Genomic DNA, 13,359 nt, shown 5'->3' on the forward strand with positions numbered 1-13,359 from the left:
GAAAAAGGGGGGGAGGCCCAGCCTCCCCCCTTTTTTTGGCTATTTTAATGAAATAGCTCACAAAGTTATTGTTTGGAGTCATTTTGAAAAGCGCCCACATACCTCGCGCCACAATTCAGCGATTGGCTGTCTACGTACAAGTTTTGGAGACGCTCCTTCAAGAGGGCGATTCCGTCATATCTTCCGACGGCCTGGCCCGTGCTTGCGGCGTAAATCCTTCGCAGATTCGAAAAGATTTGGCATATTTTGGTGAATTCGGCGTGCGAGGCGTTGGATACTATGTTCAGGATTTGCTGACCGCCATCAAACAGTCTCTTGGCATCGACCGGACATGGAATGTCGCGTTGGTCGGAGTCGGCAATCTGGGGCGGGCATTGCTCAGGCATGGCATTTTCAGGCGTCGCGGGTTTATTCTCGTGGGAGCCTTTGATTGCGATCCCTTCAAGATTGGCGAGGAAGTCGCCGGTCTGGAGGTCGTCTGTTCGCGCAGACTCAAGGAAAAAGTCAGCGAACTCGAGATTGAAATAGGAATCATCACGACACCTCCCGAACGAGCGCAGCGTGCCGCCAACTACCTGATTGAAGCGGGTGTGCGGGGCATCGTGAATTTCGCGCCGGCCAGAATCTCGGTTCCGGAAAATGTTGCCGTTGAATACGTGGACTTCATGCACCATATTTTTTCCGTGGCCTTCAATATTTCGATAAATCAGGCCAAGGGCCTTTCCTAACTCCCTTTTTTTTCCAATTCAGGTTACGTGAATTTCGGCTTGCCATTCGTCTCCGAGTGGTTTAGTTGTCCTCTCTCTTTTGAAACTGGAGGTTTCCCATGAAGAAAGATTTGCATCCCAAGGTTTATGAAACCGCGGTACGTTGTGCCTGCGGATACGAGTTCACTACCAAGTCCACAGTTGGCGCAGAACTCAATGTTGAAATTTGTTCGCATTGCCATCCCTTTTTCACGGGTGAGCAGCGTTTTATCGATTCTGCCGGTCGTATCGACAGGTTCAGAAAGAAATACGCCAGCCTGGCAAAATAATTGTTGAAATTTAGCCGACGTCGAGCACAGCATACACATGGTCGATAAATTAGAAAGTCTTGCGGCAAAGTACCGCGAACTTGAGCGCGAAATGAGTACTCCTGAGATTTTTCAGGATCAGGAGCGCTATCGGAAAATCGCCAAAAAGCATGCTGAGCTTGACGAGATCGTCAAGGCTTTCGAGCTCTACAAGACATTGCTTCGCGAGATGGCTGAAAATCAGGAGCTTGCCAAGGATCCAGATCCCGAGCTTTGCGAGATGGCCCAGGCGGAAATTGTCATTCTGAAAGCCAGGATCGGGGAGCAGGAGCGGTTGCTCAAACAGCTTTTGACCCCCAAGGATCCCCTGGATGAGAAAAACATCATCCTTGAGATCCGTGCCGGTACCGGCGGAGAAGAGGCGGCCCTGTTTGTGGCCGATATCTTCAGGATGTATTCGCGCTATGCCGAGCTGCATTCCTGGCGTGTGGAAGTTATGAGTAGCAGCGACACGGGGACTGGAGGCTTCAAGGAAATTATTGCGTCCGTTTCCGGGACCAATGTTTACAGCAAGCTCAAGTTCGAGTCGGGTGCACATCGGGTCCAGCGTGTTCCGGCAACCGAAAGTCAGGGCCGCATTCACACTTCCGCCATCACCGTCGCGATTCTTCCGGAAGCTGAAGAAGTCGATGTGAAGATCGATCCGACCGATATCCGGGTGGATGTGTTCCGTTCTTCCGGTCCTGGCGGGCAGTCGGTCAACACGACCGACTCGGCCATCCGCATCACCCATCTCGCCACGGGTCTGGTCGTCATTTGTCAGGACGAGAAATCGCAGCACAAGAACAAGGCCAAGGCCCTCAAAGTGCTGCGTTCCCGTCTTCTTCAGGCCGCCCAGGATGAGACGAAGAAGGCCTATGACGACAATCGCAAGTCACAGGTGGGCTCGGGCGATCGTTCCGAGCGCATTCGCACCTACAATTATCCGCAGGGGCGTGTGACCGACCACCGCATCAACCTCACGCTTTATAATCTTGATCAGGCCATGGAGGGTCACATCGATGACATCATTGATGGTCTGGTTCAGCATTACCAAGCAGAAGCCATGAAAGAAAGCTGAGGAGACTCGGCTTTTTTTTTGCCCATGCCGTCCCGCAAATCAATACTGGAGCACTGGGAGAAATTGCTGCTTGAAAGCGGTGTTGATTCCCCCCGCCTGTCCGCGCAGGTTCTGCTGGCGCATGTCCTTGGCATTTCCCGACTCGACATGCTCCTTGAGAGTGGCGCCTCGGTGGACGAGCCATGTCGCTTGCGGATGGCTGAACTTTGCAGGCGGCGAATGGCCGGCGAGCCCGTGGCGTACATTGTTGGCGAAAGGGAATTTTACGGATTTGCCTTCCACGTCGGCCCCGAGGTACTCATCCCCAGGCCCGAGACCGAGCTGATTATCGACCATTTGCTCGATTCGCTGGGCAAGGATTCATGCCTGAAGGTCCTGGATGTCGGTACTGGAAGCGGCGCCCTGGCCGTATCCTGTGCCAATCTTTTTCCCAACTTTCGGATTGTGGCGGTTGACATATCCTTTGATGCGCTAAAAGTCGCACGCAAGAATGCGCGGCTTCACAATGTCACGGACCGGATTCTCTTATTGCAAGGAGATCTGCTCGAATCTCTGCGCACGGATGTTTTCGATGTCGTGCTCGCAAATCTTCCCTACGTACCCCTGTCCACGCGAGAATCACTCAGTCGGGAAGTGCTTTGCCATGAACCGGAAATCGCACTTTTTTCCGGTCCTGACGGTCTGGATTGTTATCGTGCCCTGGCTCTGTCGCTTCGCGGCGCCATGAAGCCCGGAGCCCTGCTCCTGTGCGAAATTGACCACACCCACGGACAGGCCATGACCGAGTTGTTTTCAGGGATCGCCAGGGATGTGCGTATCGTGCAGGATTATGCTGGGCTGGACCGAGTGGCGATTGTTGTTTTTTAGCACTTAATATGTTGTCTGAAAGGAACTGTCATTGAGGCGGATGTGTGTAGTTCGGTTAAACGTGATTGATTTCGGGTTGTTGCGTTTGCAGAATTTGTGGCATGAAGTTTGATAACAGCTGGTCATGAAACAGACTACACTACGAAAAGAAGTTCGATGCTCCGGCGTCGGTTTGCATAGCGGCCAGAAGGTTGAGATGGTTCTCAAGCCCGCGCCTGCCGATACAGGGGTCATTTTTTCCTTGTCGACCAAGAGCGGGCGACAGGTCGTGGTGCCGGAGCCTGGAAAGGTCGTAGGCACAGGGTTGGCCACAACTTTGGGCACTGCGGGGGCCAAGGTTTCCACGGTGGAACACCTTCTTGCCGCCCTGGTCGGTTTGGAAATAGACAATGTCCTAGTCGAAGTTGATGGAGAGGAAATCCCCATTCTCGATGGGAGCGCTTCCGTATACGTGTACCTGATCAATTCCGCCGGGATCCGGGTTCTCGATCGTCCCCGCGAGGTTGCCAAGATCAAGCGTACCCTTGTTTTCGAACAGGACGGAAAACGCGTTGTGGCCAAGCCCTTCAATGGTTTGAAGATTGATTATCAAATCAACTTCCCGCATCCGCAGATCGGCACGCAGAATTTTAGTTTCGAGTCCACTCCGCTTACTTTCTCCCACCGCATCGCCCGGGCCAGAACATTCGGGTTCATGAAAGATGTTGAGTGGTTGCAGAAAAACGGTCTGGCTCTTGGCGGTTCACTCGAAAATGCGGTTGTCTTTGACGACTACGGAGTGGTCAATCCTGAAGGCTTGCGTTTCACAGACGAAATGGTCCGCCACAAAATTTTGGATTTCATGGGTGATATAGCTGTGGGAAGTCATCGCATTTGGGGTCATTTTGAAGTCTCCTGTTCCGGTCATGACTTCAACAACAGATTCATGCGTTATCTTTTTGATAATCAGTCAGAGTTCCTGGATTTTGTTGCTCTTGAAGACACTGTAAGCCATGCCAAATGCCCTGACCCGGTGCTTGTGCCTGTAGGGGTGCCTGCCTGGGCCTGAGTCGAAAAGCGTCGAAAGACGCTTTTTTTAATTTCCTGAAAAATAATGCTTGCCTTTGAGATTGAATGCTCATAATGACTTCGTTCTCACGGGCTGGCGTAGCTCAACTGGTAGAGCAGCTGATTTGTAATCAGCAGGTTGCGGGTTCAAGTCCCATCGCCAGCTCCAGGTGATGGAGGGGTTCCCGAGTGGCCAAAGGGAACAGACTGTAAATCTGTCGGCGTACGCCTTCGGAGGTTCAAATCCTCCCCCCTCCACCAAGAAGAAGCCGTGAAAACCAGTAGGAGACAGAGATCATGCTGTCGCCTGACTACTGAGATGAAATGCGGGAGTAGCTCAATGGCTAGAGCATCAGCCTTCCAAGCTGAGGGTTGCGGGTTCGAGTCCCGTTTCCCGCTCCATTTCCTCGTCTCACCAGTCTTGCGCCTCCATTTTTCCTCATCTCTTCTTAAGTAGCATTCACTTATACATATATAGTAATTCGTAATTTTATTAGGGGGTAATGTATGGCCAAGCAAAAATTTGAAAGAAAGAAGCCGCACGTCAATATTGGTACGATTGGTCATATCGACCATGGCAAGACCACGTTGACCGCCGCGATCACCAAGATCGCGAGCCTCAAGGGCGGTGGATCCTATGTAGCGTTCGATGAGATCGACAAGGCTCCTGAAGAAAAGGAACGCGGTATCACCATTGCCACCGCGCACGTCGAGTACGAGACCTCCAAGCGTCACTACGCTCACGTGGATTGCCCCGGTCACGCCGACTACATCAAGAACATGATCACCGGCGCGGCCCAGATGGACGGCGCGATCATCGTTGTCGCCGCCACCGACGGTCCCATGCCCCAGACTCGTGAGCACATCCTGCTCGCTCGTCAGGTCGGCGTTCCCTATGTCGTGGTTTTCCTGAACAAGGTTGACTTGGTTGACGACGAAGAGCTGATCGAACTGGTCGACATGGAAGTTCGTGAACTCCTGTCCAAGTACGAGTTCCCCGGCGATGACGTTCCTGTCATCCGCGGTTCCGCACTGAAGGCTCTTGAGAGTGACAGCGCCGACACCGATGAGGCCAAGTGCATCCTCGAGCTGCTCGACGCCTGCGACGCATACATTCCCGATCCGATCCGCGAGACCGAGAAGCCCTTCCTGATGCCCATCGAAGACGTTTTCTCCATTTCCGGTCGCGGCACAGTCGTCACCGGTCGTGTTGAGCGCGGCATCGTCCGCGTCGGTGAGGAAGTCGAGATCGTCGGTATCACCGACACCCGCAAGACGACTTGCACCGGTGTTGAAATGTTCCGCAAGCTTCTTGACGAAGGCCAGGCCGGCGACAACATCGGCGCCCTGCTTCGCGGTATCAAGCGTGACGACGTCGAGCGTGGCCAGGTTCTGGCCAAGCCGGGCAGCATCACCCCGCACACGAAGTTCTCTGCCGAAGTGTACGTCCTGAGCAAGGAAGAAGGCGGCCGTCACACACCTTTCTTCTCCGGCTATCGTCCTCAGTTCTATTTCCGTACGACAGACATCACCGGTGTGGTGACTCTGGACGAAGGCGTAGAAATGATCATGCCTGGTGACAACACGACTTTCCATGTGCATCTGATCAACCCGATCGCCATGGAAAAGGGTCTTCGCTTCGCTATCCGCGAAGGTGGACGTACCGTTGGCGCTGGTGTTGTTTCCGAAATCGTGGAGTAAAGAATGCGCATTAATATCCTTCTTGCTTGTGGTGATTGCAAGCGTAGAAACTACGCTACCCAGAAGAACAAAAAGAACACGACTACGAAGCTTGAGCTGAGCAAATTCTGTCCTTTTTGCGGAAAGCACACGAAGCATCGCGAATCTAAATAGTGTAATGCGGATGCTGCCCAAGCAGCATCTGCATTGAAAATTTCCCTCACGCAGGCCAGTAGCTCTAACGGTAGAGCATCGGACTCCAAATCCGAGGGCTGGGGGTTCGAATCCCTCCTGGCCTGCCATACATTTACTAGCGATGGACATAATGAAAAAGAATGCCGAAGCAGAATTGCAAAAACAAGGAATCATGCAGAAGTTAACTGATCTGCGTGTATTCTTTGACCAAGCAAAAGTGGAACTGAAGAAAGTTGTTTGGCCTGACAAGCAGGAGACCATCAGTACCAGTTCGGCGGTTTTGTTGTTGGTAGTCGTAATGGCACTCTTTCTTGGCGTTGTGGATTTGGTGCTGACCAAAATCATTGCAGCCGTTCTGTCCTAAGGCGAGGCCATCATGAGCGACGAACCTAAGGCGCGCTGGTATATAATTCACACATATTCGGGATTCGAACAGCGGGTGGAGCAGACGATCAGGGAAATGATCCGTACCGGACAGGCCAAGGGCTTGGTCGAAGACGTGATTGTTCCGACGGAAAAAGTGGTTGAGCTGATCAAGGGGCAGAAGCGCACCTCCACGCGCAAGTTTTATCCCGGTTATGCAATGGTCAAAATGGTGTTCACGGACGATTCATGGCACATGATTCAGTCCATTCCGAAAGTAACCGGCTTCATTGGCGGAAAAAGCCGACCGGTGCCGCTTACGGATAAAGAAGCGCAGAGAATTCTGGCGACAATCGAAACCAGGAAAGAACAGCCCAGGCCAAAATTTCATTTTGAACGTGGTGACGACGTCCGTGTAATTGACGGTCCTTTTGCAAATTTCAATGCCACGGTTGAAGATGTGAATTACGATAAAGGCAAATTGCGTGTCTCGGTATCTATTTTCGGAAGACAAACGCCGGTTGAGCTGGACTTTGTTCAGGTGACCAAAGGCTGATAATTTTTAGATATGAGGTGGTGTTATGGCCAAAAAAATTAATGCAATAATCAAACTGCAACTTCCCGCAGGAGCTGCGAACCCTTCACCCCCGGTGGGCCCTGCCTTGGGTCAGCATGGTGTGAATATCATGGAGTTCTGTAAGGCGTACAACGCCAAGACTCTCAATGATAAGGGTACGATCATTCCGGTTGAGATCACGGTCTTTTCCGACCGTTCTTTCACCTTTATCACCAAGACTCCTCCGGCTGCAGTGCTTTTGGTCAAGGCTGCCAAGCTGCAAAAGGGATCTGGTGAGCCCAACAAGAAAAAGGTTGGGAAGGTGAGCATGGCTCAAATCGAGGAAATTGCGAAGATCAAGATGCCCGACCTTTCGGCTTATGATCTGAATGCCGCATGCAAGACCATTATGGGCACTGCACGCAGCATGGGAATTGAAGTGGAATAAGGGAGTAAGCGAGCTATGCCCAAGCACGGAAAAAAATTTCAGAAAGTATTTGAGGCCATCGATGGTCTCAAGATGTACGATGTGGCTGAAGCTGTCGAGTTGGTTCTCAAAAGCTCGTATGCCAAGTTTGACGAGACCGTTGACGTCGCAGTAAATCTTGGAGTCAATCCCAAGTACTCCGATCAGATGGTGCGCGGTGCTGTATCCATGCCCCACGGCCTGGGCAAGACTGTCCGCGTGGTCGCCTTCTGCAAGGGTGAAAACGAAGAAAAGGCTCTGAGCGCCGGTGCCATTGCGGCAGGCGGAGATGAGCTCGTCGAGAAGATCAAGGGCGGCTGGCTCGAATTCGACAATGCCGTAGCCACTCCCGATATGATGGGACACGTCGGCAAGATCGGTAAGATCCTCGGACCCCGTGGTCTCATGCCCAATGCCAAGACCGGCACGGTCACCGTCGAGCTGGAGAAGGCCATTCAGGAACTGCTCGCGGGCAAGGTGGAGTTCCGTGTGGACAAGGCCGGCGTTATCCATGCTCCCATTGGCAAGGTATCCTTCGGTTCCGAGAAGCTGCTTGGCAACCTGCGCACGGTAATCGATGCGCTGATCAAGCTCAAACCCTCCACCGCCAAGGGTACGTATGTGAAGGCAGTGTCCCTGTCCTCCACTATGGGACCGGGCGTCAAGGTTGACGCTGCTTCCCTGCGCAAAGCGGGTGAATAAGTTTCAAAACAAGTAGATGAGTCAGAGAATGCAGGTGGATCTTCCTTAATATCCTGCTGAGACTGCTTTGGCTCAGTCTGCCTAGCTATAGAGAGGTATGTGGTGAATAGGGCAGAAAAAGCAAAAATCATCGATGGCCTGAAGGAGAGGGCTGACAAGGCGAGCATCGCCATTGTCACGGATTTCCATGGGCTCAAAGTGGCAGAGCTTACTCCCTTGCGTGCAAAATTGCATGAGGTGGGGTGCGACTATCAGGTCGTGAAGAATACTCTGGCACGGAAAGCTTTCATGGAAGGACCGCATGTGGTACTCAATGATCATTTGAAGTACAACTGCGCCGTGGCTTTCGGTTATGACGACCCTGTCGTCGCTGCAAAGGTCCTGGTTGAGTTTGCAAAGAAGAACGACAAGTTTTCCGTGCGTTATGCCAGTCTTGAAGGCAAGTTCCTGGAAGAGGCATCCATTAAGGCCCTTTCCGAGTTGCCCGGACGCGAACAGCTGCTTGCATCTGTTCTGGGTACGATGAACGCGGTTCCGCAGAATTTCGTTTCTCTCTTTGCCAATGTTGTTCGAGGTATGGTCAATGTACTGACCGCTCTCAAAGACAAAAAAGAAGAATGAGCCAAAGCTAATATTTAGGAGGATAAAATGTCTGATATCACCAAAGAACAGGTTGTCGAATTTATTGCTAACATGACTGTGTTGGAACTCTCCGTCTTCATCAAGGAACTCGAAGAGAAGTTCGGCGTATCCGCCGCAGCTCCCGTTGCCGCTTTCGCCGCTGCTCCTGCAGCCGCTGCCGAAGCCGCTGAAGAAGAGAAGACCGAATTCGATGTCGTCCTGACCGAAGCCGGCGCCAACAAGATTGGTGTCATCAAGGTTGTGCGCGCTCTGACCAGCCTGGGTCTGAAAGAAGCCAAGGCCAAAGTCGACGAGACTCCTTCCGTGATCCTGGAAGCCGCTGCAAAGGACGCCGCCAACGACGCCAAGAAGCAGCTTGAAGAAGCTGGTGCAAAGGTTGAAATTAAGTAGTTTTTTGCTTTCTGTTTGACTTTTCGTAAAGAGTGTAAGGGGAAAAAAACCTCTTACACTCTTTACGCCTTTTTGTGTAACACCACGCCTTAAGCGTCAGCATATGCGACTGAGTGATTTTTCACCATAGCTTCTCTCCCTTTGGTCCCAGAACGCTTTGCCTGCCCAGCAACATCCCATTTCCTGAGGGGAAACGATGAACAAACTGATCAAGAAATTCGGACGAATTAAAGATTCCATTGATATCCCTCATCTTTTAAGCCTTCAGCTTGATTCGTATAATAAATTTCTGCAGACCGACGTTCCTGCGAGCATGCGCACGGATATCGGTCTTGAAGGCGTTTTTCGTTCTGTTTTTCCGATTCATGATTTCAATAAGACGGCCACCCTGGAATATGTCAGCTACGATATCGGCAAGCCAAAATACGATGTCGATGAATGCATCGCCAAGGGTCTAACTTTCGAAGCTCCCTTGCGGATCAAGGTTCGCCTTGCCGTGTACGACGTCGATGAGGCGTCCGGCAGTCGCACCATCCACGACATCAAGGAGCAGGACATATATTTCGGAACGATCCCTCTCATTACCCAGAAGGGAACGTTTTTGATCAATGGCACCGAGCGCGTCATTGTTAACCAGCTGCAGCGTTCGCCCGGCATCATTTTCGAGCACGATTCGGGCAAGACTCATTCCAGCCGCAAAATCCTGTACAGCTGTCGCATAATCCCCATGCGCGGGTCCTGGCTGGATTTTGATTTTGATCACAAAGACATCCTGTATGTGCGCATCGATCGCCGTCGCAAAATGCCCGCCACGATTTTGCTCAAGGCCATGGGCATGACCAGCGAGGATATCCTCGACTACTATTACGCCAAGGAGACCTTTCGGCTGGAAGGAACCTCCGTTCTGCGTCGCGTCGAGGATTACAACTTCCGCAAGGAACTGGCCCATGCCGATGTAGTCACCTCTGACGGGACGGTGATTGTCGCTGCCGGCAAGGCTCTGACCAAGGGCATGTGGAAGCGGATGATCAAAGCCGGAATCGAGTATTACGAAGTTCGCCCCGATACGCTTGAGACGGAATATGCAGCCAAGGATATTGTCGACCCCGCTACCGGCGAGGTCATCCTGCGCGCCGGAGACCCCTTTGTCGCCAGCGCCGTGGAGAAATGTCTTAGCGCCGGCATTACCGAACTCGGTGCGATCTTTTCCTCGGGTGCCGAGGCGTCGGCGTGTTTGCGCGACACCCTGGCCATGGACAAGTGCGAAGATTTGGAGAGCGCTCAGATCGACATATACAAGCGTCTGCGTCCCAGCTCTCCGCCCACGGCCGAAATTTCCGCCAGTTTCTTCGACAACCTGTTCAGGAATGCGGATTATTACGATCTTTCACCAGTTGGACGCTATAAGCTCAATTCCCGTCTGAATCTGAGTCTGCCCATCGACCACCGCACCTTGTCCAATGACGACATCTTCCGGTCGGTCAAGAAGCTCATTCAGCTCAAGGACTCGCACGGACCCGCTGATGACATCGATCATCTCGGCAACCGCCGCGTGCGTCCCGTCGGCGAGCTGGTGGAGAATCAGTACCGCATCGGACTGGTGCGCATGGAGCGCGCCATCAAGGAGCGCATGAGCCTGCAGGAAGTAGCCACGCTCATGCCGCACGATCTGGTCAATCCCAAGCCGGTCACTGCGGTGCTGAAGGAATTTTTTGGCACGTCGCAGCTTTCCCAGTTCATGGACCAGACCAATCCCCTGTCCGAGGTTACACACAAGCGCCGACTGTCCGCTCTTGGACCCGGCGGTCTGACGCGTGAGCGCGCAGGATTCGAGGTACGAGACGTCCATCTGAGCCATTACGGCCGCATCTGCCCCATTGAAACTCCTGAAGGTCCGAACATTGGCCTGATCGTCTCCCTGACCACGCACGGACTGGTGAACGACTACGGCTTCATCGAGACGCCTTACCGGGTGGTCAAGGATGGGTTCGTCTCCGACGAGATCCAGTACATGGAGGCTTCCACCGAGAGCGGACACATCATTGCTCAGGCCAACGCCCTGTTTGGCGATGACCGTCAGTTCATCAACGCTCAGGTCGAGGCCCGGGTCGAGGGCGAGTTCGCCATCGTTCTTCGTGAGGAAGTGACGCTCATGGATATTTCTCCTGGGCAGATTGTTTCCATTTCTTCCGCGCTGATCCCCTTCCTGGAGCATGATGACGCAAACCGTGCGCTCATGGGTTCCAACATGCAGCGCCAGTCGGTTCCGCTTCTGGTGACCGAGGAGCCCCTTGTCGGTACCGGCATCGAGGGTAAGGTCGCCCAGGATTCCGGAAGCTGTCTCTTGGCCGAGGGTGACGGTGAAATCATGTACGTGGACGCGGACCGGGTAATCGTCTCCTATACTGACGATCTGTACCCGGAAGCCGGCGGCGTTCGTTTTTACGAAGTGCAGAAGTATCACAAGTCCAACCAGAACAGTTGCTTCGGCCAGAAACCCCGGGTTCAGATCGGGGACAAGGTCAAGAAGGGCGCGGTTCTGGCGGATGGACCGGCCATCCATAACGGAGAGCTGGCGCTTGGCAAGAATCTGCTTGTGGCGTTCATGCCCTGGTGCGGCTACAACTACGAAGACTCCATCCTGATTTCCGAGCGGGTTGTGAAGGAGGATGTCTATACATCCATCCACATCGAGGAATTTGATGTGTTCGCCCGCGACACCAAGCTCGGACCGGAGGAAGTCACCCGTGACATTCCCAACGTAGGCGAAGAAATGCTGCGCAATCTCGACGAGAGCGGCATCATTCGCATTGGCGCACGGGTAAAGCCCGACGACATCCTGGTCGGCAAGATCACGCCCAAGGGTGAGACGCAGCTGACACCGGAAGAGCGGTTGCTGCGAGCCATCTTCGGAGACAAGGCCCGCGACGTGAAGAATACCTCTCTCAAGGTTCCGCCGGGAATCGAGGGCACGGTAATCGACGTCAAGGTTTTTAACCGCCGATCCGGAGACAAGGACGAGCGCACACACTTGATCGAGAATTACGAGCTTGAGCGCATTGACGTGCGCGAGAGACAGCATGCTGCGGCCCTGACCGAGACCACCCGGCGCAAGATCTGGGAGGTATGCAAGGGCAAGAGCGTAGCCAAGACCATAATGGGCAAGCGCAAGGGCGAAGTGCTTCTTGAGGCCAACCAGCCCATCAAGGAAGATGTTTTTGCAGAAATTCCGCTGAAGAAGCTTGTGGGCGCATTCGCGGCCAAGGACGTTAACGAGGCCGTGAAAGTGCAGCTCGATTATTTCGACCTGCAGCTCAAGTTCGTCAAGGACGTCTACGAAAGCAAGCGCGGCAAGGTCACCGAGGGCGACGATCTGCCTCCGGGCGTCATCAAGATGGCCAAGGTCTATGTGGCCGTGAAACGTAAGCTCAATGTCGGCGACAAAATGGCCGGCCGTCATGGCAACAAGGGCGTTGTTTCCAACATCCTGCCGGAAGAGGACATGCCTTTCTTTGCCGACGGAACATCCATGGACGTGGTTCTGAATCCTCTGGGTGTGCCTTCGCGAATGAACATCGGCCAGATCATGGAAACCCATCTGGGCTGGGCGGCCAAGTCGCTTGGCCAGCAGATCGCGGCCATGGTCGATGAAGGCGTGGCCAAGGTCCGCAGCGAGATCAAGGACATTTTCGATTCTCCCGAGACCTCGGCGCTGCTTGATACCATGACCGATGACGAGGTGATTGAAGCTGCCCGGGATCTTAATCGCGGCATTATCATGAAAACTCCCGTTTTTGACGGCGCCGATGAGAGTGAAATCTGGGCGCTGCTCAAGAGAGCCGGCCTGCCCGAAGATGGAAAGGCGCTGCTTTTTGACGGTCGCACCGGAGTGCCTTTCCACAATAAGGTCACTGTCGGTTATATGTACTATTTGAAGTTGCACCACCTGGTTGACGAAAAAATTCATGCCCGCTCGACGGGTCCCTACTCCCTGGTCACCCAGCAGCCCCTCGGCGGCAAGGCCCAGTTTGGCGGACAGCGTCTTGGTGAAATGGAAGTCTGGGCACTGGAAGCATATGGCGCCGCCTATCTGCTGCAGGAGTTTTTGACGGTCAAATCCGATGATGTGAACGGTCGTGTGAAGATGTATGAAAAGATTGTGAAGGGATCCAATTTCCTCGAAAGCGGAATGCCCGAATCATTCAACGTATTGGTCAAGGAAATGATGGCGCTGGGTCTTGAAGTCACCCTCGTGGAAGACGACAAGAAGCGCCCGAGGAAGAGATGATCCCTCGGCAAGACCGGCCACAGCATTG

At 53.3% G+C, this 13,359-nt stretch carries 14 protein-coding genes and 4 tRNA genes; all 18 read left to right on the forward strand.

All coding sequences use genetic code 11. From position 1 onward, the window contains the following. Nucleotides 1-83 precede the first annotated feature (83 nt). Nucleotides 84-728, forward strand: a complete 645-nt coding sequence (locus H4684_RS08635) for a redox-sensing transcriptional repressor Rex (protein ID WP_092190589.1) — start codon at nt 84-86, stop codon at nt 726-728. Between the two features lie 98 nt (nt 729-826). Beyond that, on the forward strand, nt 827-1,036 hold the full coding sequence (gene rpmE / locus H4684_RS08640) for a 50S ribosomal protein L31 (RefSeq protein ID WP_092190591.1): 210 nt from the start codon (nt 827-829) through the stop codon (nt 1,034-1,036). Nucleotides 1,037-1,073: 37 nt separating this feature from the next. Next, nucleotides 1,074-2,135, forward strand: coding sequence for a peptide chain release factor 1 (gene prfA / locus H4684_RS08645; protein ID WP_092190593.1), 1,062 nt, complete (start codon nt 1,074-1,076; stop codon nt 2,133-2,135). A 24-nt stretch (nt 2,136-2,159) separates the two neighbouring features. Beyond that, entirely contained in the window at nt 2,160-3,002 is an 843-nt protein-coding gene (gene prmC / locus H4684_RS08650) for a peptide chain release factor N(5)-glutamine methyltransferase (protein WP_225940338.1), read from the forward strand. Nucleotides 3,003-3,126: 124 nt separating this feature from the next. Continuing rightward, nucleotides 3,127-4,050 carry a UDP-3-O-acyl-N-acetylglucosamine deacetylase gene (gene lpxC, locus H4684_RS08655; RefSeq protein WP_092190597.1) on the forward strand — a complete coding sequence of 308 codons (924 nt, stop codon included), beginning with the start codon at nt 3,127-3,129 and terminating at the stop codon, nt 4,048-4,050. Nucleotides 4,051-4,142: 92 nt separating this feature from the next. Next, nucleotides 4,143-4,218: transfer RNA gene (locus H4684_RS08660), tRNA-Thr, on the forward strand. Between the two features lie 6 nt (nt 4,219-4,224). Continuing rightward, nucleotides 4,225-4,310: transfer RNA gene (locus H4684_RS08665), tRNA-Tyr, on the forward strand. A 65-nt stretch (nt 4,311-4,375) separates the two neighbouring features. Next, a tRNA-Gly gene (locus tag H4684_RS08670) sits at nt 4,376-4,451 on the forward strand. A gap of 105 nt (nt 4,452-4,556) precedes the next feature. After that, nucleotides 4,557-5,750 (forward strand): elongation factor Tu, encoded by a 1,194-nt coding sequence (gene tuf / locus H4684_RS08675; protein ID WP_092190599.1) that lies wholly within the window; start codon nt 4,557-4,559, stop codon nt 5,748-5,750. Between the two features lie 3 nt (nt 5,751-5,753). Beyond that, complete coding sequence (gene rpmG, locus H4684_RS08680) at nt 5,754-5,903, forward strand: 50S ribosomal protein L33 (RefSeq protein WP_081434452.1); 150 nt, start codon at nt 5,754-5,756, stop codon at nt 5,901-5,903. Between the two features lie 52 nt (nt 5,904-5,955). Beyond that, nucleotides 5,956-6,031 (forward strand) — tRNA-Trp (locus H4684_RS08685). Nucleotides 6,032-6,054: 23 nt separating this feature from the next. Continuing rightward, nucleotides 6,055-6,288, forward strand: coding sequence for a preprotein translocase subunit SecE (gene secE, locus H4684_RS08690; RefSeq protein WP_161949068.1), 234 nt, complete (start codon nt 6,055-6,057; stop codon nt 6,286-6,288). A gap of 12 nt (nt 6,289-6,300) precedes the next feature. After that, nucleotides 6,301-6,843: a transcription termination/antitermination protein NusG gene (gene nusG / locus H4684_RS08695; RefSeq protein WP_092190604.1), complete on the forward strand. Its 543-nt coding sequence runs from the start codon at nt 6,301-6,303 to the stop codon at nt 6,841-6,843. A gap of 25 nt (nt 6,844-6,868) precedes the next feature. Continuing rightward, nucleotides 6,869-7,291 (forward strand): 50S ribosomal protein L11, encoded by a 423-nt coding sequence (rplK, locus tag H4684_RS08700; protein WP_092190606.1) that lies wholly within the window; start codon nt 6,869-6,871, stop codon nt 7,289-7,291. A 15-nt stretch (nt 7,292-7,306) separates the two neighbouring features. Further along, nucleotides 7,307-8,011: a 50S ribosomal protein L1 gene (gene rplA / locus H4684_RS08705; protein WP_092190608.1), complete on the forward strand. Its 705-nt coding sequence runs from the start codon at nt 7,307-7,309 to the stop codon at nt 8,009-8,011. Nucleotides 8,012-8,113: 102 nt separating this feature from the next. Then, complete coding sequence (gene rplJ, locus H4684_RS08710; RefSeq protein WP_092190900.1) at nt 8,114-8,632, forward strand: 50S ribosomal protein L10; 519 nt, start codon at nt 8,114-8,116, stop codon at nt 8,630-8,632. A 27-nt stretch (nt 8,633-8,659) separates the two neighbouring features. Next, nucleotides 8,660-9,043, forward strand: a complete 384-nt coding sequence (gene rplL, locus H4684_RS08715) for a 50S ribosomal protein L7/L12 (protein WP_092190610.1) — start codon at nt 8,660-8,662, stop codon at nt 9,041-9,043. Nucleotides 9,044-9,239: 196 nt separating this feature from the next. Beyond that, nucleotides 9,240-13,331, forward strand: coding sequence for a DNA-directed RNA polymerase subunit beta (gene rpoB, locus H4684_RS08720; protein WP_192623470.1), 4,092 nt, complete (start codon nt 9,240-9,242; stop codon nt 13,329-13,331). The last annotated feature ends 28 nt before the right edge of the window (nt 13,332-13,359 follow it).

Source organism: Desulfomicrobium macestii, from assembly GCF_014873765.1.
Taxonomy (GTDB): Bacteria; Desulfobacterota; Desulfovibrionia; order Desulfovibrionales; family Desulfomicrobiaceae; genus Desulfomicrobium; species Desulfomicrobium macestii.

Coding starts and splice junctions, on each gene's coding strand:
- rplL (WP_092190610.1), top strand. CDS start 8,660: ATGTCTGATATCACCAAAGAACAGGTTGTCGAATTTATTGCTAACATG.
- rpmE (WP_092190591.1), top strand. CDS start 827: ATGAAGAAAGATTTGCATCCCAAGGTTTATGAAACCGCGGTACGTTGT.
- prmC (WP_225940338.1), top strand. CDS start 2,160: ATGCCGTCCCGCAAATCAATACTGGAGCACTGGGAGAAATTGCTGCTT.
- nusG (WP_092190604.1), top strand. CDS start 6,301: ATGAGCGACGAACCTAAGGCGCGCTGGTATATAATTCACACATATTCG.
- tuf (WP_092190599.1), top strand. CDS start 4,557: ATGGCCAAGCAAAAATTTGAAAGAAAGAAGCCGCACGTCAATATTGGT.
- rplK (WP_092190606.1), top strand. CDS start 6,869: ATGGCCAAAAAAATTAATGCAATAATCAAACTGCAACTTCCCGCAGGA.
- rplA (WP_092190608.1), top strand. CDS start 7,307: ATGCCCAAGCACGGAAAAAAATTTCAGAAAGTATTTGAGGCCATCGAT.
- prfA (WP_092190593.1), top strand. CDS start 1,074: ATGGTCGATAAATTAGAAAGTCTTGCGGCAAAGTACCGCGAACTTGAG.
- rpmG (WP_081434452.1), top strand. CDS start 5,754: ATGCGCATTAATATCCTTCTTGCTTGTGGTGATTGCAAGCGTAGAAAC.
- lpxC (WP_092190597.1), top strand. CDS start 3,127: ATGAAACAGACTACACTACGAAAAGAAGTTCGATGCTCCGGCGTCGGT.
- rpoB (WP_192623470.1), top strand. CDS start 9,240: ATGAACAAACTGATCAAGAAATTCGGACGAATTAAAGATTCCATTGAT.
- secE (WP_161949068.1), top strand. CDS start 6,055: ATGAAAAAGAATGCCGAAGCAGAATTGCAAAAACAAGGAATCATGCAG.